The organism is Streptococcus sp. C150, from assembly GCF_000187445.1.
GTDB lineage: Bacteria > Bacillota > Bacilli > Lactobacillales > Streptococcaceae > Streptococcus > Streptococcus raffinosi.
In genome coordinates this window covers 185,598-202,642 of sequence record NZ_GL698449.1, presented here as the reverse complement: position 1 = coordinate 202,642, position 17,045 = coordinate 185,598, and the positions used below count along the sequence as shown (strand labels likewise).

The following is a 17,045-nucleotide window of genomic DNA, read 5'->3' as shown; positions in this document are numbered from 1 at the left end:
TTTCATTTTATCGAAAAACAAAAGAAAAAGCAAGAAAAAGGAAATCTCACTTTCTCATCACCAAATTCATCATGAAACAAGAATAGCACCCAACCAATCGGCTGGATGCTTCAATGGTATACCCTCTAAGGATTAGTGGTTATCCTTAAAATAATCAAGTAGGAAGAGGGCGTTTTCCACATAGTAATTAACAGCTGCAGGTAAGGCTTCGTCTTTCACAAGGAAATCATCATGGTGCCAGTCGGCAGCATCATCGTCACCATTAGAACCAATGAAGGCAAAAACACCTGGGATTGACTTCTGATAGGTCGCAAAATCTTCGCCACCTGTTGATGGCAAGGTTTCAATCACTTCTGCGAAAGCCTTAGAATTTTCAAAGATGAGAGGTGTAAGCGTCAAATCATTGTAAGTCACAAAGGGAGAATTGCCCCAAACAATCTCAGCCTGAGCACCAAATTGGTCTGCTGTTGCTTGAACGACCTTTTCAAAACGAGCAATGACATCCTCACGAATCTTAGGATCAAAAGTACGAATTGTTCCCTCAAAAAAGCCTGATGCTGGCAGAACATTCCAAGTATTGCCAACTTCGATATGAGTGACTGACAAAACAGCTGAGTCAAAAGGTGAAATCGTTCGAGCTACGATTTGCTGCAAGTTGTTAATGATGGTCGTAGTAACCAAAACCGTATCCACACCCAAATCAGGGCGAGCCGCATGCGAAGAAACACCCTTGACGTCAACCCTAAACTGCTCCACACCTGCCATAATCGCACCTGAACGAAGACCAATCTGTCCAGGTTTCAAGTGAGGATTGTTGTGGTAACCGATGATAGCTGACACACCGTCAATACCACCCGCTTCAATAATCTGGTAGGCCCCTTGGAAATTTTCCTCAGCTGGTTGGAAAATCAAGCGAACTGTCCCTTTCAGCTCCGCTTCTCTTTCTTTTAAAATCTGTGCTGCTCCAAGGAGAGAGGTTTGGTGAAAATCATGACCACATGCGTGCATGGCTCCATTTTCACTGGCATAAGAAAGTCCAGTATTTTCCTGAATTGGAAGCGCATCGATATCAGCACGTAAAGCAATAATCGGGTGGCCTGACCCAATTTCAGCAATCAGTCCTGTCTTTAAAGGATAATTTAAAGGTTCAATACCTAATTTTCTCAAATACCCTTTCAAAAAAATGGTTGTCTCGTGTTCATCTTCAGAAACTTCTGGATGTTGATGAATTTGCTGACGTGTCTTTGCTAAATCCTCGTAAAATACATCTGTCATAATAGACCTCCCTCTTTCACTGTCCTAAAACAGTACATGAAATTGCACTAACTAAGCTTGCCGATTAAATTACTTCTATCATACCACTGTATTGACCAAATGAATAGTTAAAATTACTTATGGGATGCCATAACTATTACTTATAGTTAGCACTTCCACCGTAACATAACCTAAATAACCAAAAACTAAAATGGCTCAGTTTAAATACCTCTTTAAGATGCTCTTTTCCTCCTCGGTCAATGGACGATAGCTTCCCCTTGGTAACTTTTCGTCCAAGACAAAATCTCCAAAGGAAATACGTTTGAGGTAGGTCACCTTGACCCCATAAGCTAAAAACATCTTTTTCACTTGATGAAACTTTCCTTCTGAAATCGTGATATGAGCACAACTCTTGTCACTAGCTGAACTCAGAATTTTCAGATGAGCCGGTTTACAAACAGTACCATCCTCAAAGACAACACCTGACTCAAAAAATGCAGGTGCCTCAGGCCCAAGAACATCATTGACCTCAACATAATACCTCTTAGCCACATGATAACGTGGGTGAAGCAGGGCAAAGCCCAAGGGTCCATTGTTGGTAATCAGCACCAGACCTTCTGTATCCCTATCCAAACGCCCCACAGGATAAAGCCCTTCTCGCTGATCCTCGGGCTTAATCAAATCAATGACCGTTTGGTGTTCCTTGTCTCTTCGAGCTGATACCACTCCTGATGGCTTATTCATGAGATAGTAAACTTCTGGCGCATGTTCCAGTTCCTTTCCAGAAACCGTTATGGTCTGGAGACTAGCATCCACATTAAGATTATCTCTATCCGCCAAGACACCATCCACATAGACTTGCCGACTGCGAATGAGCTTCTTGACCTGATTGCGAGAACCATAGCCAGCCTGCCCTAATAATTTATCTAAACGCATAGGCCTATTGTACCATGGATAAGTCTGGTCTAGTAGACTAAAAAAGCCTACCTACAAAAGGTAGACTTATCATCTTGTTAACCATTACACATTCACAGGGAAGATATGACCTACTGCAAAGGTCACGAGCATGGTCAAGAGACCTACTGTCAAGTTACGCAACATCGCCTGTTTAACAGGTGCTTTTCCAAGCTTGGCACTAACATAACCAGTCAAGAGCAAGGTAAGTGCAACCACAACCACCGTTACAGGGATACGGTAAGGCTCAGGGAAAAGCAGGATAGCTAATGTTGGTGGCAAAGAACCCACTGAAAAAGCAAAGAAACTAGATACGGCAGCATGCCATGGATTTGTGATTTCTTCTAAATCAACGCCATATTTTTCTTCAACCAAGACCTTGATAGGATTTTTACTAAAGGCTTGATTGACCTTGACTTCTGCTGCTGTTTCGCAATCCCCCTGACTGAGGAAGGTTTGATACAAACTCTCTCTAGCTGCATCAGGTGAACGATCCAAGAGAGCTTGTTCCTTAGCGATGGCAGCTTCTTCGGTGTCTTTTTGCGTTGACACACTGACATATTCGCCACCTGCCATTGAAAAGGCACCGGCAAAAATCGCTGACAAGGCTGAAATCAAGATAAACCAAATGTTTGATGTCGCACTGGCCACACCGATAACCACTCCCGCAATGGAAATGATACCATCATTGGCACCCAAGACACCAGCTCTCAAAATATTTAAACGTTCTGCAAAATTCTTATCTTCCAATTTTATTACTCCTTATTTAGAATTATTCTAAATAGTATTTTAACAGTTATTTAGAATGATTACAAATAAGAAGCTTGAAAAAGCCGAGATTTCTCTCAGCTTCTTCACTCCTTAAACTTAGGCAGGTGTTACATCCAAGCTTTCACCAATTGCCGCAAGACGTGCAACAACTTCTTCTTGGCTCAAACCATTTTCAGTGACATAACGGTTACGTGGGTGAACACGGCATTCGTGTGAGCAGCCACGAAGGTACTTGTCTTCATTTTCCTCTGAAGCAAGGATACGACGATTACAGAATGGGTTACCGCAGTTGACATAGCGTTCGCAAGGTGTGCCATCGAACCAGTCCTTACCGACAACGACAGGATCTACATGGTTGATATCAACGGCAATACGCTCATCAAAGACATACATCTTACCATCCCAAAGCTCCCCTTGAACCTCTGGATCTTTTCCGTAAGTTGCGATACCACCGTGCAATTGGCCAACATCTTTGTAGCCTTCACGGACCATCCAACCTGAGAATTTCTCACAGCGGACACCACCAGTACAGTAAACAACCACGCGCTTGTCCATGAACTCTTCCTTATGGTCGCGGACCCATTGTGGCAATTCACGGAAGTTGCGAATGTCTGGACGAATGGCTCCACGGAAGTGACCAAGGTCATACTCATAGTCGTTACGTGTATCGAGGACAACAGTGTCCTCATCTAAAAGAGCATCTTTAAACTCTTTTGGTGACAAGTAAGCACCTGTAGTTTCAAGTGGATTAATGTCGCTATCAAAGTTGTCATCCTCTAAACCAAGGTGGACGATTTCCTTCTTGTAACGAACAAACATCTTCTTGAAGGCTTGCTCTTCTTCCTCATCAATCTTGAACCAGAGGTCCTCCATCCCTGGAAGGCTGTGAACGTAGTCCATGTATTTTTGAGTGGTTTCATAGTCACCAGAAACCGTTCCATTAATTCCCTCGTCAGCGACTAAGATACGTCCTTTCAAACCGATTGACTTACAGAAAGCCAAGTGATCAGCCGCAAATTGCTCAGCATTTTCGATGGGAAGGTATTTATAATAAAGCAATACTCGAATAGGTTTTGCCATTGTATATCCTCTTTCTTTATGAAATATCTATATCTGTTGTTTGATAGTCAAAGTCAACTTAACTATTATAGCGCTACCAAAGAGGACTAGGCAATTGATTTGTTTGGAGGAGAATTGTCACAAAAGAAAAAGGCTGAGTGCCAGATGCCTCAACCTGAGTTTCGTAAGATTGTTTTCCGACAAGATAGTATTACAACTCTTTCTGTAGTGTCCCTAATATAAGAAACTGTGTAAGAAAAATCCAAAAAATAAGAACTCCTATATCTACAAGCGAAACAGTTCCATGTCTATAAAAGCTAGCTCTAAGAAGATTCGCAGAAGGGACAAATGGAAGTAGATAATAAAGTTGATCTAGCCAATCTGGGAGACGACTTGCTGGATACATGATAGGTGAAAACATAAGACCAATCATTAAAATAAGCTGAGACATTAGCGTGACAATATTTTGGGAAAATATATAAGCAATTGAAAATCCTAGACTAATCATTGTTAGGCAAATAAGCAACATCACAAAAACAGACAAAATTGACAAATTTAATTGTACAGAAAAGCGAAGACAGCCTAATAAAAAAGAGAAGAATACACCTGGTAAAATAGCAATTAACCATATACATAGGTCAGCTAAAGAAATTAGAATCCTAGGAATAGGTAAAGCTCGAATATAGTCCACATGACCTTCTGACTTGGCATTGGCTATGACAGGAGATGAAATCGTACAACCAATAGAAATAACTCCCATTAAAACTGATCCAGAGGCAAGATAGTAGGCAGTTGTTGTATCCATCTTACCAATTACCAACGGATACCCAAAAAGAAGTGAAACGGACAAAAGCACTTGAGCTAATGTGAATAGAATGAATAGATTTTTTTGTCGAAGATAGTTCCAACGAAGTAAATAAAAAAATTGAGTCATATCAGTTAACAAGCTCCTCTTTATAGAGATCGGAAATAGATAATGTTTTCATCTTAACCGAAAGGTTTGAAATAATCCCTTTTTCTAGACCTTCCTTGACTTGAATGAGTATTCGGGTTAATTCACTTTCCTCAATTTCCATCTGACAAACACAACCATTGACTATCGTATAATTTTCGAATAGACTTACAAATTCTTTACTAACAAAATTGAAAGAAATTAGATAATGATTTTTATAAGACATTTGGTGTACTGGACCAGATTTTAATAATTTACCATGGTTAAAAAGAGCAAAATTATCCGCATATTTTTCAACTTCTAGTAGATTGTGGGTAACAATGATAATAGTGTGTCCTTTATAAGCCAGTTTTTGTAATAATCGCCACTGTTTTTCACGACGTACAGGATCAACATCGTTGGTTGGTTCGTCAAGAAGCATGATATCAGCAGAGCCAATTAATGCCATGGCAAAAGATGTAAGCCGTTTTAAGCCTCCTGAAAGATTCTTACCTTTTTTATCACGGTATTCTACTATTTCCAAATCTGCTAGAAGGTGCTCAATTTCTTTTTGGAGTTCTGAGGTACTTAACCCTCTCATTCTTCCAATCATCTCTAAATTTTGCTCAACAGTTAACTTTTCAAGAGGTGCATACTGTTGTGACATATAACTCATCATTGTTCGAGCTTGTTTACGGTTATGTATAAAAGAAATATCTCCGTAGTGAACATCTCCCTGATCAGGCTTAATAAAGCCAATCATTTGCTTTAAAAGGGTTGATTTACCAGCACCATTATGTCCTAAAAAAGCTGTGATTTTTGCAGATTCTAGCTCTAAGAAGATATGGTTATTAGCAAAATGTTGTTTATCAAATGATTTTGTTAAATTTTCAATGGTGAGCGTCTCAAAGGTCATAATTTTATTTCTCCATATTGAAAAGATTTTCCAGCATACTTCATTTTTGATAGGGTTATTGTATAATAACCTTAAGAGAGTCTTATGATTATGTCATAATTGACCATTTTAACGTTATAATTAACATACAGAAATGAGTAAGGAGGTTTTCAATGTTAAAAGTTGCTATTTGTGATGACTCTGATAGAGATGCTACCCAATTAGAACATTATTTACTTTCTTATGATAAATTTCCTCTAGAAACAAAACTTTATACAAATCCACAAAAACTGTTAAATCAGCTAACGCCAGACATCCACTGTGTCTTTTTGGATATTAATATGCCAGAAATCAATGGAATTGACGTAGCACAGAAGATTAGAAAATTTAATCCTTTCATTCCTATTATTTTTGTGACAAGTTATCGTGATTATATGGAGCAAGTCTTCGAAGTTCAGACTTTTGACTATATCGTAAAACCGATAGAACTTCAAAAGTTAACGAAAGTATTGGATCGTATTTTGCGTTTTTTGGATATAGGCCAAGCACTTTTTACCTTCTCATTTGGTAAACACAATTATTCTGTCCCTTCGAGCGATATTGTATTTTTTGAGAAAGATAAACGTTCAGTATTTATATACACAAAGACAGGTACCTACAAGTCTCTACTAAAAACAAAAGAGATTTTGGAAAAACTCCCTAATTATTTTATTCAAATTCATGCTTCCTATATTTTAAACCCCAAATACATCAAAGACTTTGATTCAAAAACAGTTACTATTTTACTAAATGGGACTGAAGAACACCTACTCCCAATTAGTAGAAAGTTTCAGTTTTCTTTTAAAGAAAAGTATTACAGCTATCTAAGTGAAAGGCATTTTTAATGTTAGTAGGATTACGAATAATCAGTATCTTGTACGATTTATTTCTAGCAAGTATGTTATTTTATAGACCATTGTCTAAAATCAATATGAAAAAGAAGCCTTTAGTAGCCCTTTTTTTCATATTGATTTTTCATGGGGAACTCGTGTTCCTATTCTCTGAAAGTCGTATTTTTTTGGTCAGTAATCTCCTTCTAAACATTTTAGAATACTATCTAATCGGCCTCAATTTTGATTATCCTATTCGCCAGTCTTCCTTTTGGATTCTTTTACAAACTAGTCTAAGTTTGTTAGCAGGGGCTGTCCTAAACCAAGGAATCCAACTAATTTTACCTTTAGGGGAACTATCAAAAAATTTAGAAGCTATTAGTTTGTATCTCGGAATAAGTTTCTTCTTATCTACAGGAATAACTCTTATTTTACGAAAGCTTCTCCTATCCCATCAAAAGCTTCGTATTGCTACTTCTAAGGGAAACTGGCTTTATCAGTTTATCGTGCCTCTATTATCTATTTTCTTTGCTTTTACAATATCTGCCATTCAAGGAGGGGTATTTGGAGCAGATTACCTGTCAATCATTTCTCTCTCATCTCTCATTGTATTAACTCTCTCCTCTCTTTATTTTAATCTGTACCTTACTCGTCAACAGCAGCAATATTACCAAAACCAATTGGAAAAAGAACAGTTACAGTTCCAAGTTCGAGAAATACAACAATCTCAAGAAGAATATCAACGTCTCCAAAGCCTTCGGCATGACTTAAAAAATAAACATTTAACTCTTTTATCGCTTTTAGAGAAAAATCCTGAAGAGGCAAAAGATTATCTTTATTCATTAACAGATAGTATAGTAGGTGAACAAACTTTCTACTCTAAAAATCAAACTATTAATTTTTTACTTAATCAAAAACTACATCATTTAAAAGATGAGATAGAAATGGAAATTGATTGCTTTGTACCACAAGAATTATCTATTCAGCCAGATATTTTAGCTGTTATATTAGGAAACTGCCTAGATAATAGTATTGCAGCTTGTCTCAGACTACCAAATAAGGAAAGAAGCTTATCACTTAATATCCGATACTTTCAACAAAATCTTTTTATCAATATTAGAAATAATTTTGATGAGAAAGAAAAATCTACTCGTAAATCCCGTCAAAAAGATGGCTGGGGGTTGCGAAATATTGATGCTCTTGTTCAAGAATATCAAGGTAATATCAAACGCTTTATAAAAGATGGACAATATCAAATAGAGATTTTATTACCAATAAAAATAGGAACTATTCCGACTAAAGAATTTTAGGTAATTGATGAAAAATGAGTAATAATTAGGTAACTTAAATATTTGAAGTCAAAATCTATATTATGTTTATTCATTAATAAACAGGTTGAGTAGCATTAGCTCAACCTGTTTTTTTCTATACTCGTAACTTCTTGACTCATATATTATCTTACAATTTCGCAGCGGCTGCTTCATCCAAGATAAGAGTCACGTCTGGATGATGTTGCAAGACACTGGCCGGTACTTCCTCTGTTACCGGACCCTTTACCATCTTGAAAATGGCGTCTGCCTTCTTGTCACCATAGGCAAACAAGATAATCTTCTTAGCAGCCATAATGGAAGCAATCCCCATTGAAATAGCCTTTGTAGGAACTTGGTCTCGACTGGCGAAGAAACGGCTATTAGATTCAATGGTGCTGTCAGTCAAGTCAACCACATGGGTTTGACTATCAAAAGACGTACCTGGCTCATTAAATCCAATATGCCCATTACTTCCAATTCCTAAGATTTGAAAGTCAATGACATGTTGGGACAAGATATCATCGTAGTCCTTAGCTGCCTGCTCCAAATCTTCAGCCATGCCGTCAGGCAAGAAGCTCTCTTTAAATGGTTTAGCATTAAAAAGATGTTCTTGCATGAAAGCATGGTAGCTCTGCTCATGGTCTGGTGCTAGTCCGACGTATTCATCCAAATTGACGCTGTAAAGTTCTGAAAAATCCACATCACTCTCAATCATCTCTTGGTAAAGGGCAATAGGGGAACTACCTGTAGCCAAGCCCAAAGTTTGAGCACCCGCTGCAAGGCTCTCTTTTAAAAGGTCAAAGGCAACCTTTCCTCCTTCAAGTTGATTTTTTACAATAATCGTTTTCATTTTTCACACCTCGCTAATTGGTATATACCATTTTTCTTTATTATCTCTTTTTTTAACTTTTTTGTCAAGCGCTTTTACTCGACAAGTTTAATGACGGGCGTCCTATATCGTGCTATAATAAAAAGGCTGAACATTTTTAAACGAGGAAACAAATGAATACAAACGATTTTGATTTTGAACTACCAGAGGAACTGATTGCCCAAACACCCTTGAAGCAACGTGATGCCTCTAAACTCTTGGTCATTGACCCTGTAACCAAGGAAATGACTGACACCCACTTCGACCACATCATTGACCAGCTTAATCCTGGCGATGCCTTGGTTATGAACAATACACGTGTGCTTCCAGCCCGTCTCTATGGTGAAAAGCCTGATACCCACGGCCATGTGGAATTTCTCCTTTTGAAAAATACCCAAGGGGATCAATGGGAAGTTTTGGCTAAGCCAGCCAAACGCCTTAAAGTAGGTGCTAAGGTTAGTTTTGGTGATGGGCGCTTGACTGCCACTGTCACTGAGGAACTGGATCACGGTGGTCGAATCGTAGAATTTAGCTACGACGGTATCTTCCTTGAGGTCTTGGAAAGTTTGGGCGAGATGCCATTGCCACCTTATATCCATGAAAAATTGGAAGACCGTGACCGTTACCAAACGGTCTATGCCAAGGAAAATGGCTCTGCCGCTGCACCAACAGCTGGTCTCCATTTCACACCTGAATTGCTTCAAAAGATTGAATCTAAAGGCGTAAAATTGGTCTACCTCACCCTCCACGTTGGGCTGGGAACCTTCCGACCTGTTTCTGTTGAGAATGTCGACGAACATGAGATGCACTCAGAGTTTTACACCCTCAGTCAAGACGCTGCCGATACCCTTAATAGCGTCAAAGCCGCTGGAGGCCGCATTGTTGCTGTTGGAACAACCTCTATCCGAACACTGGAAACAATCGGCAATAAATACGATGGTCAACTCCAAGCCGACTCAGGATGGACCAATATCTTTATCAAACCAGGCTACCAATTCACAGTCGTAGACGCCTTTTCAACCAACTTCCACCTTCCAAAATCAACTCTGGTCATGTTGGTTTCAGCCTTTGCCGGCCGTGAATTCGTCCTAGATGCCTATAAACACGCCGTCCAAGAACGCTACCGCTTCTTCAGTTTCGGAGATGCCATGTTCGTCACACGACGTGCTGAGAAATAAATAGTGATTTTGAGACTTCTCTTACCGGGGAAGTCTCTCTTATTGCTCGTCACATTCAGAAAAAATCCACCAGTTATGAACTGATGGATTTTCTTGTTTATTTCTCCGCAAACTGGCTATTATACAAATCGTAATAGAAACCTTTATCTGCAAGGAGGGTTTCATGATTCCCTTGTTCGATGATTTGTCCATCTTTAAGGACCAAAATCTTGTCTGCTTCTTGAATAGTTGATAAACGGTGAGCGATGACAAAGCTTGTTCGACCTTGCATAAGGGTCTTCATGGCCTTTTGAATCAAGAGTTCCAGACGGGTATCAACTGATGAAGTTGCCTCGTCCAAAATCAAGATTTTTGGATCAGCCAAAAGCGCACGGGCAATGGTCAAAAGTTGCTTTTGTCCCAGTGAAATGTTGCTTGATTCCTGGTTCATTTCCATGTTGTAACCACCAGGCAAAGTACGGATAAAATGGTCCACATTGGCAGCCTTAGCGGCTTCAACGATTTCTTCGTCAGTCGCCTCAAGATTACCAAAGCGAAGATTTTCTTTGATAGTTCCTTCAAAGAGCCAAGCATCCTGAAGCACCATACCAAATTGTTTACGATAGTCTTGACGTGACAAGTGACGAATATCATGACCATCCACCGAGATAGAACCAGCCGTCACATCATAAAAACGCATGAGAAGATTGATAATCGTTGATTTTCCAGCACCGGTAGGACCGACAATAGCGACCATTTCACCAGGATTGACTTCAAGATTAAAGTCACGAATCAGAGGTTTATCGGCCACATACTGGAAGTCCACATGCTTAAAACTAACTTGGCCAGTCAAATCTCCTTCAAGCACCTCAGTGGCATCATTGGCCTCGTCTGGTTCATCCATCAGTTGGAAAATACGGTCCAAAGAAGATTTAGCACTCTGCAATTGTCCAGCCAACTGAGTCAAGTTCTGAATGGGTTGGTTAATCTGCCAAACATACTGAACAAAGGCCTGCATATTACCAATCGTCAGACGACCAGCCAAAACTTGCAAACCACCAAGAACAGCAACAATCAGATAGGTCAAATCAGACAAACCATTAAGGACAGGCATCATGAGTCCTGAAATGAAATTGGCCTTAAACCCTACCTTCTGAAGGTCTTCCGTGATTTCTTTAAAGTCATCTAAGGATTTGTCCTCACGACCAAACAACTTAAGCACATTGAAACCAGTCAGATTTTCTTGAACAAAACCGTTAAGAGCACCTAGGGCATCAGCCTGCTGCTTAAAATAGGGCTGAGACTTACTCATGATAAAGCGAGCACCAAAGAAAGTAATGGGAATGGTGATGACAACTATAGCTCCCAATTGAAGATTAAGGTAAAGCACTGTCCCGATAACCAAGGCCAAAGTAAAGACCGCATTAACTACCTGCAAAAAGGACTGCTGCAAGGCATTCGAAACTGTCTCAACGTCACTGGTAAAGCGTCCCAAGAGGTCCCCAAATTGATGCTTGTCAAAGTATGACACTGAGGTACGATTGATTTTCTCAGTCATCTCATTACGCATATCCTGAACCGTTGCCTGCACGGCATTGGTCATAAAATAGTTGGAATAGTAAGAAGCTAACTCATAGATGAGACCACGCAAGAGATAAAAGACCAGAACCACACCAACATAGGAAACGTTGATATGGGCACCTTCCACACCCTTGAACATGTCCAGCGTATTTTTAGTCAGTTCCGTAATGGCTAATCCAATCACAACAGGTTCAAGAACACTCATGATGACACTAACAATTTTCAAGAAAATAGCTAGGTAAAGTGACAAACGATAAGCCTGCAAGTAGGACCAAAGACGGTCAAAACTTGAGGAATGAGTTGTTTTCTTTTTATTATTCTTCATTTTGACCTCCTTCTAATCTTCTGTAAGACTCTTTTGATTCAATTGTGAATTAGCAATTTCACGGTAAATGTCATTGCTTTCCATAAGCTCTTCGTGACGGCCACGACCAACGATTTCACCCTTATCCAGAACAATAATCTGATCTGCATCCATAATGGTTCCCACACGTTGCGCCACAATCAAGACCGTCGCATCCTGGGTCACTTCTTTCAGACGTCGGCGCAAGGTCGCATCAGTCTTGTAGTCCAAGGCAGAGAAGGAATCATCAAAGATATAAAGATCAGGACGTTTAACCACCGCACGTGCAATTGACAAACGCTGCTTCTGTCCACCAGAAAGGTTGCTACCACCCTCAGCCAAGTGAGAATCATAGCGTTCTTCCTTACTTTCGATAAATTCCTTGGCTTGAGCCACATCAGTAGCTTGATTCAATTCTTCATGACTGGCATTTTCCTTACCATAACGGATATTTTCACCGATAGTCCCTGTAAAGAGTAGGGCTTTTTGTGGAATAAAGCCAATCTTACGACGAAGAGCCTTAAGATTGTAGTCACGGACATCTACACCATCAACAAGAATGCGTCCAAGTGTTACATCATAAAAGCGTGGAATTAACTGTACAAGTGATGATTTTCCTGAACCCGTAGACCCAATAAAGGCAATGGTTTCACCAGGTTTTGCCTTGAAAGAAATATTGTGTAAGACAGGACTTTCAGTTTCACCAGGATAGGCAAAGGTCACATTGTCAAATTCCAAATATCCCTTAGTCTCGGTTTCTGTCACGCCATCTTCATTTGGATTGATAGAAATCGGCATGTCCATAATTTCCTGCAGACGTTCACTAGATACCGCTGTACGAGGATACATGGTAAAGAGATTGGCTAGGAAAAGGAAGGACAATAGTGCATGGAAGCTGTACTCAATAAAGGCAACCAAGTCACCGATAGCCAAACTTCCAGAGCCTAATGGCTCAAGGGCAAACCAAACAATTGCCACAATCATGGCTATGATGATTTGCACAAAAAGTGGCTCGGTCAAACCAGTCAATTTGAAAAGCTTGTTTGAATTATCCGCATAGACAGCATTTTCAGAAGCGAACTTCTTCTCTTGAAAATCTTCTCTAGCGAAAGCACGTATGACACGAAGTCCAGTCAGATTTTCACGAGCATACTGGTTAATCTTGTCGAGAGTTGCCTGTTGCTTTTCAGAAAGCGGACGCGTTTTTACCGCCACATACCAGACAACTACGGCTAGGAAAGGTAAGGAGATTGCCACAATCCAAGCCAAAGATGGACTTGTCGTCAAAATCAAAAAGACACTGGAAACCATCATCAAAGGAGTGATAACCCCTAGCTTAAGAACCTGATCCGCAAACTGCATAAGCACAAAAGCATCTGATGTAATACGAGTCACCAAAGAGGATACCCCAATCTGCTCATACTCGTGGTGGGAATACTCCTGAAGCTTAGCATAAATGTCATTACGCATAACTTGCACCATAGTAGTGGTCAACTTACCAACCGCATAGGACAGAAGTATACGACCAACAATCCCAGTCAAAACTACACCAAACATGACCCAAGCATAAGCGTAAAGCTTATCAACATCACCACGGTTTATTCCCTCATCAATCATTCTGGCAAGAACCGTCGGCAAACCCAAGTTAGCAATAACAAATAAAATGGCTGCCGTAAAATTCATTGCTAGCCACTTAGGATAACGTCTGAGATAAGACCAAATATAAGCCATAAATTTCTCCTTTTCTTTTTAGCATTTACCATGCCTTTAAGATTTTTATAGTTATTTACAACCACTAAAGCCGTAAAAGACACAGAAAAAGGGCGTGACAAGCACGCACATCACCTACATTCTAACAAATGAAAATATTAAAAGCAATAGAAAAAACCAGAGCTGATGCCCTGGTTTTCTTTATTAAGCGACTTGATATGTTCACGGATAAAAAGAAGTTCACCAAGTTCCTGCTCCAAATCTTTTAACTGACGACTGAGTGTCGGCTAAGTAATCATCAGCTTCTCAGCTGCCTTGGAGATACTCCCCTCCTCAGCAATAGTAATAAAATAACGAAGCACTCTTAACTCCATGCCATCCTCCTAATTTTCCTCATAAGATTTAAACGGTTGATTCTTCTCAGGATATCGGTCTGGTGTAATGGCGAGTCCCATTTGCTCTTTTTCGTGATATAACTCTTTCATAAGCGACCACATCATCAACACTAGTACTATGGAAAATGGAAAAGCGACAATAATGAGCGTGTTTTGTAAAGCTGTCAATCCACCAGAAAACATGAGTGCAATAGCAATCAAGGCCAGCATGACACCCCAAATCACCTTTTTATGATTACTTGGATTTAGATTGCCATCTTCAGACAACATGGCCAAAACATAGGTGGCAGAATCCGCCGAGGTCACAAAGAAGGTTAAAACTAAAGTAATCGCCAGGACTGAAAGGACACTTCCCAGAGGATATTCATTAAAAGAGGCAAAAAGAATTTCTTCTGTGGCAAAACGTATCAAATCAACCCCCGAATCTTGTAGTGAAGTAGATAAGGTACCAAAAGCAGAAAACCAGATAAAACTAAGGACTGTTGGTGCCAAAAGCACTACTGTCAAAAATTCGCGAATAGTCCGACCTTTTGAGATACGGGCAATAAAGACGCCCACAAAAGGTGACCAGGAAATCCACCATGCCCAGTAAAAAATGGTCCATTGGTTAATCCAAGCCCGCTTGGTCTCATCAAAAGCCGCCGCCCGAAAACTCATACGGAAGAAGTTTTGAAAATAAAGGCCGATAGAGTCTGTCATGGTGTCAAATATCTTAACCGTTGGCCCCAAAACTATGACTCCAGCAAGCAAGACAACAGCTAAAATCAAGTTTGTATTAGATAGGATTTTAACACCCTTTCCTAAACCTGATAAGGCAGAAATAAGAAAAAGAATTGTCGCAATGATGATAATGATGACTTGCACAAGACTATTATTAGGAATACCAAAGACATAGGAGAGACCACCATTGATTTGTGAGGCACCGAAGCCGAGCGTTGTCGCTACCCCAATCACTGTCGCAATAATGGTGATGGTATCGATAATGGTTGCTATTGGTCCGTCCGCATATTTTCCAAAAAGAGGCTTAAAGACGACTGAGAGCTGATATTTCTCCCGTTTACGAAAGCCAAAATAAGCCAAAGACAATCCCACCAGGGCATAGACCGCCCAAGCATGAAATCCCCAGTGAAAAAAAGTAAAACGAAAAGCATCTGCGAGAGCATCCGCACTGCCTATTTCTGCATTGGGCGTCGAGATAGCAAAGTGACTCAAAGGCTCTGCTGCCCCATAAAAGACCAGCCCAATCCCCATTCCAGCAGAAAACATCATGGCAATCCATGACGTCGTCGAATGCTCTGGCCGACTCGTGGGATTACCCAAGCGAATCTGCCCTATCGGACTTACAATTAAAAAGACACAAAAAATTAAAATCCCCGTAACCAATAACAAGTAAAACCAGCCAACACTAGTTGTTAAGAGATTTTTTAAGTAAAAACTAATATTTTGAAACTGCTGGGGAACAAAGAGCCCTAACAAGACTAAAATAAATATGATGACGAGTGAAAGCTGAAAAACTTTTGTTATTTTAGAATACTTCACCATTTTACCTCCTTATGTGTTCTTAGTTATAGAAAGTTTTTGAGAAAACTTAAAATTCTATATGGTTTCATTGTAACACAATTGTTTAATTTATACGTATAACAACCGAATACATCCAACATATTCGCACCGTATTCTTCAAATATTTGACTAATCTTTTGAGAAAGAGATCCCTTTTTCTTTTGCAATATTCTTGATTTTAGCTTTGAAACTATTAGCATTTGAAAATTTCACGACAAGACCTCCACATATGATTGTAGTTTTTCGGTTACTTTAAATAGTTGTGAATAGTGATACAACTTGGCATAATCAACAGCTCCTTTTTTAAAGTAAGCTTGAAAAGCTGGAGCAATAACTTGAATATCGACATGATAAGCTGTTCTCAAACACTCCACTAATGTTCGTTCCATATCATATACTGAGATAAACTGTCCAGCCTGTCGCTCCAGTCTAATAATACCGATTTCATGATACTTTCTAGCGACAATTGACTTGACACCAGCTTCTTTCATTGGCCTCGTATTTGTCCCGAAAGGAAAAGTCATCACAGGCTCAAATGGAATGGTAAGGGACAGACCATGTAACCAAAGTGCTGTTTCTAAGGAATAAATTCCTTTTGGAAAACGGTACTGTAAACTAAAATAGTCATCGATATAGGTATCTGGCAGATGATAGATACCTCTTTCAATTGATTCCACTTTCCCTTTTGAGACTAATTGATTCAGTTGTTGATAAGAAAAGTTAAGCTCTTCCATATCACGAAAAGTTATTACTCCATGATTATTTTTAATATAATTATAAACGGGTTTCTCTAACAAATCCATATCACCACCTCCAAAACAATATGCTAACAAATCAAGTCATTGTTAGCATATCCTTTTTTATTTCGTCGTATACGCAAAACTCAAGTTACTATCCACTCCAGATAATTTACGGAAGGTATAGTTTGGATTGCCATTGTAATTGGTTTCGGAGATAAGGAATGAGCCATTTGGGTAGAGTTTTTCGACGAAAGCCACATGTCCGTATTCTGCTGGTGTGCCATGTCCTCCTCCCGCAAAGGAAATAATAGCTCCTGCTTGTGGACTTGTCGCCAAAATCAAAAAGACACTGGAAACCATCATCAATCATTCTGGCAAGAACCGTCGGCAAACCCAAGTTAGCAATAACAAATAAAATGGCCGCCGTAAAATTCATTGCTAGCCACTTAGGATAACGTCTGAGATAAGACCAAATATAAGCCATAAATTTCTCCTTTTCTTTTTAGCATTTACCATGCCTTTAAGATTTTTATAGTTATTTACAACCACTAAAGCCGTAAAAGACACAGAAAAAGGGCGTGACAAGCACGCACATTACCTACATTCTAACAAATGAAAATATTAAAAGTAATAGAAAAAACCAGAGCT

14 protein-coding genes and 3 pseudogenes are annotated in these 17,045 nt (G+C 39.5%); 3 read left to right on the top strand and 14 right to left on the bottom strand.

All coding sequences use genetic code 11. The features are described 5' to 3' along the window. Positions 1 to 132: 132 nt before the first annotated feature. From HMPREF0848_RS00955 to HMPREF0848_RS00930, 6 genes are all read right to left on the bottom strand, one after another. Positions 133 to 1,275 (bottom strand): amidohydrolase, encoded by a 1,143-nt coding sequence (locus tag HMPREF0848_RS00955; RefSeq protein WP_008534036.1) that lies wholly within the window; start codon positions 1,273 to 1,275, stop codon positions 133 to 135. 195 nt (positions 1,276 to 1,470) lie between these two features. Further along, positions 1,471 to 2,190 carry a 16S rRNA pseudouridine(516) synthase gene (locus HMPREF0848_RS00950; protein WP_008534035.1) on the bottom strand — a complete coding sequence of 240 codons (720 nt, stop codon included), beginning with the start codon at positions 2,188 to 2,190 and terminating at the stop codon, positions 1,471 to 1,473. Between the two features lie 84 nt (positions 2,191 to 2,274). Next, entirely contained in the window at positions 2,275 to 2,958 is a 684-nt protein-coding gene (locus HMPREF0848_RS00945) for a VIT1/CCC1 transporter family protein (protein WP_008534034.1), read from the bottom strand. A 117-nt stretch (positions 2,959 to 3,075) separates the two neighbouring features. After that, positions 3,076 to 4,059, bottom strand: coding sequence for an oxygen-dependent tRNA uridine(34) hydroxylase TrhO (trhO, locus tag HMPREF0848_RS00940; RefSeq protein WP_008534033.1), 984 nt, complete (start codon positions 4,057 to 4,059; stop codon positions 3,076 to 3,078). A 190-nt stretch (positions 4,060 to 4,249) separates the two neighbouring features. Then, on the bottom strand, positions 4,250 to 4,972 hold the full coding sequence (locus HMPREF0848_RS00935) for an ABC transporter permease (protein WP_008534032.1): 723 nt from the start codon (positions 4,970 to 4,972) through the stop codon (positions 4,250 to 4,252). A 1-nt stretch (position 4,973) separates the two neighbouring features. Further along, on the bottom strand, positions 4,974 to 5,885 hold the full coding sequence (locus HMPREF0848_RS00930) for an ABC transporter ATP-binding protein (protein ID WP_008534031.1): 912 nt from the start codon (positions 5,883 to 5,885) through the stop codon (positions 4,974 to 4,976). 152 nt (positions 5,886 to 6,037) lie between these two features. Between HMPREF0848_RS00930 and HMPREF0848_RS00925 the strand changes: the two genes are divergently transcribed. Together HMPREF0848_RS00925 and HMPREF0848_RS00920 are read left to right on the top strand one after the other, a co-directional pair. Further along, positions 6,038 to 6,748: a LytR/AlgR family response regulator transcription factor gene (locus HMPREF0848_RS00925; RefSeq protein ID WP_008534030.1), complete on the top strand. Its 711-nt coding sequence runs from the start codon at positions 6,038 to 6,040 to the stop codon at positions 6,746 to 6,748. Beyond that, entirely contained in the window at positions 6,748 to 8,043 is a 1,296-nt protein-coding gene (locus HMPREF0848_RS00920; protein ID WP_008534029.1) for a sensor histidine kinase, read from the top strand. The genes HMPREF0848_RS00925 and HMPREF0848_RS00920 overlap by 1 nt, the downstream gene beginning before the upstream one ends. Positions 8,044 to 8,191: 148 nt before the next feature. On the opposite strand, the gene HMPREF0848_RS00915 is transcribed toward HMPREF0848_RS00920, so the two are convergent. Further along, positions 8,192 to 8,893, bottom strand: coding sequence for a glucosamine-6-phosphate deaminase (locus tag HMPREF0848_RS00915; protein WP_008534028.1), 702 nt, complete (start codon positions 8,891 to 8,893; stop codon positions 8,192 to 8,194). 152 nt (positions 8,894 to 9,045) lie between these two features. Here HMPREF0848_RS00915 and queA point away from each other — a divergent pair, with 152 nt between their 5' ends. Beyond that, the gene (gene queA, locus HMPREF0848_RS00910; protein ID WP_008534027.1) at positions 9,046 to 10,089 is read left to right on the top strand and encodes a tRNA preQ1(34) S-adenosylmethionine ribosyltransferase-isomerase QueA; all 1,044 of its coding nucleotides are present in this window, start codon (positions 9,046 to 9,048) and stop codon (positions 10,087 to 10,089) included. Positions 10,090 to 10,186: 97 nt separating this feature from the next. On the opposite strand, the gene HMPREF0848_RS00905 is transcribed toward queA, so the two are convergent. The 7 genes and pseudogenes from HMPREF0848_RS00905 to HMPREF0848_RS00880 form a co-directional block, all read right to left on the bottom strand. After that, the gene (locus tag HMPREF0848_RS00905) at positions 10,187 to 11,974 is read right to left on the bottom strand and encodes an ABC transporter ATP-binding protein (RefSeq protein ID WP_008534026.1); all 1,788 of its coding nucleotides are present in this window, start codon (positions 11,972 to 11,974) and stop codon (positions 10,187 to 10,189) included. 12 nt (positions 11,975 to 11,986) lie between these two features. Then, a complete protein-coding gene (locus tag HMPREF0848_RS00900; RefSeq protein WP_008534025.1) occupies positions 11,987 to 13,723 on the bottom strand; it encodes an ABC transporter ATP-binding protein in 1,737 nt (578 codons plus the stop codon). A 197-nt stretch (positions 13,724 to 13,920) separates the two neighbouring features. Next, positions 13,921 to 14,076, bottom strand: a pseudogene (locus HMPREF0848_RS10795) (LysR family transcriptional regulator); the annotation flags it as partial. 9 nt (positions 14,077 to 14,085) lie between these two features. Continuing rightward, the gene (locus tag HMPREF0848_RS00890) at positions 14,086 to 15,639 is read right to left on the bottom strand and encodes a BCCT family transporter (RefSeq protein WP_037608729.1); all 1,554 of its coding nucleotides are present in this window, start codon (positions 15,637 to 15,639) and stop codon (positions 14,086 to 14,088) included. Positions 15,640 to 15,804: 165 nt separating this feature from the next. Next, a pseudogene (locus HMPREF0848_RS10970) lies at positions 15,805 to 15,870 on the bottom strand (nucleotidyl transferase AbiEii/AbiGii toxin family protein); the annotation flags it as partial. Further along, positions 15,867 to 16,460, bottom strand: coding sequence for a type IV toxin-antitoxin system AbiEi family antitoxin domain-containing protein (locus HMPREF0848_RS00885; protein WP_008534021.1), 594 nt, complete (start codon positions 16,458 to 16,460; stop codon positions 15,867 to 15,869). The gene HMPREF0848_RS00885 and the pseudogene HMPREF0848_RS10970, both read right to left, overlap by 4 nt. Before the next feature lie 57 nt (positions 16,461 to 16,517). After that, positions 16,518 to 16,733 (bottom strand): annotated as a pseudogene (locus HMPREF0848_RS00880) (CHAP domain-containing protein); the annotation flags it as partial. Between the last annotated feature and the right edge of the window lie 312 nt (positions 16,734 to 17,045).

What these genes read in the sequence shown, in the direction of transcription:
- HMPREF0848_RS00955 (WP_008534036.1), bottom strand. Translation starts at nt 1,275, where the DNA reads ATGACAGATGTATTTTACGAGGATTTAGCAAAGACACGTCAGCAAATT.
- HMPREF0848_RS00950 (WP_008534035.1), bottom strand. Translation starts at nt 2,190, where the DNA reads ATGCGTTTAGATAAATTATTAGGGCAGGCTGGCTATGGTTCTCGCAAT.
- trhO (WP_008534033.1), bottom strand. Translation starts at nt 4,059, where the DNA reads ATGGCAAAACCTATTCGAGTATTGCTTTATTATAAATACCTTCCCATC.
- HMPREF0848_RS00935 (WP_008534032.1), bottom strand. Translation starts at nt 4,972, where the DNA reads ATGACTCAATTTTTTTATTTACTTCGTTGGAACTATCTTCGACAAAAA.
- HMPREF0848_RS00930 (WP_008534031.1), bottom strand. Translation starts at nt 5,885, where the DNA reads ATGACCTTTGAGACGCTCACCATTGAAAATTTAACAAAATCATTTGAT.
- HMPREF0848_RS00925 (WP_008534030.1), top strand. Translation starts at nt 6,038, where the DNA reads ATGTTAAAAGTTGCTATTTGTGATGACTCTGATAGAGATGCTACCCAA.
- HMPREF0848_RS00920 (WP_008534029.1), top strand. Translation starts at nt 6,748, where the DNA reads ATGTTAGTAGGATTACGAATAATCAGTATCTTGTACGATTTATTTCTA.
- HMPREF0848_RS00915 (WP_008534028.1), bottom strand. Translation starts at nt 8,893, where the DNA reads ATGAAAACGATTATTGTAAAAAATCAACTTGAAGGAGGAAAGGTTGCC.
- queA (WP_008534027.1), top strand. Translation starts at nt 9,046, where the DNA reads ATGAATACAAACGATTTTGATTTTGAACTACCAGAGGAACTGATTGCC.
- HMPREF0848_RS00905 (WP_008534026.1), bottom strand. Translation starts at nt 11,974, where the DNA reads ATGAAGAATAATAAAAAGAAAACAACTCATTCCTCAAGTTTTGACCGT.
- HMPREF0848_RS00900 (WP_008534025.1), bottom strand. Translation starts at nt 13,723, where the DNA reads ATGGCTTATATTTGGTCTTATCTCAGACGTTATCCTAAGTGGCTAGCA.
- HMPREF0848_RS00890 (WP_037608729.1), bottom strand. Translation starts at nt 15,639, where the DNA reads ATGGTGAAGTATTCTAAAATAACAAAAGTTTTTCAGCTTTCACTCGTC.
- HMPREF0848_RS00885 (WP_008534021.1), bottom strand. Translation starts at nt 16,460, where the DNA reads ATGGATTTGTTAGAGAAACCCGTTTATAATTATATTAAAAATAATCAT.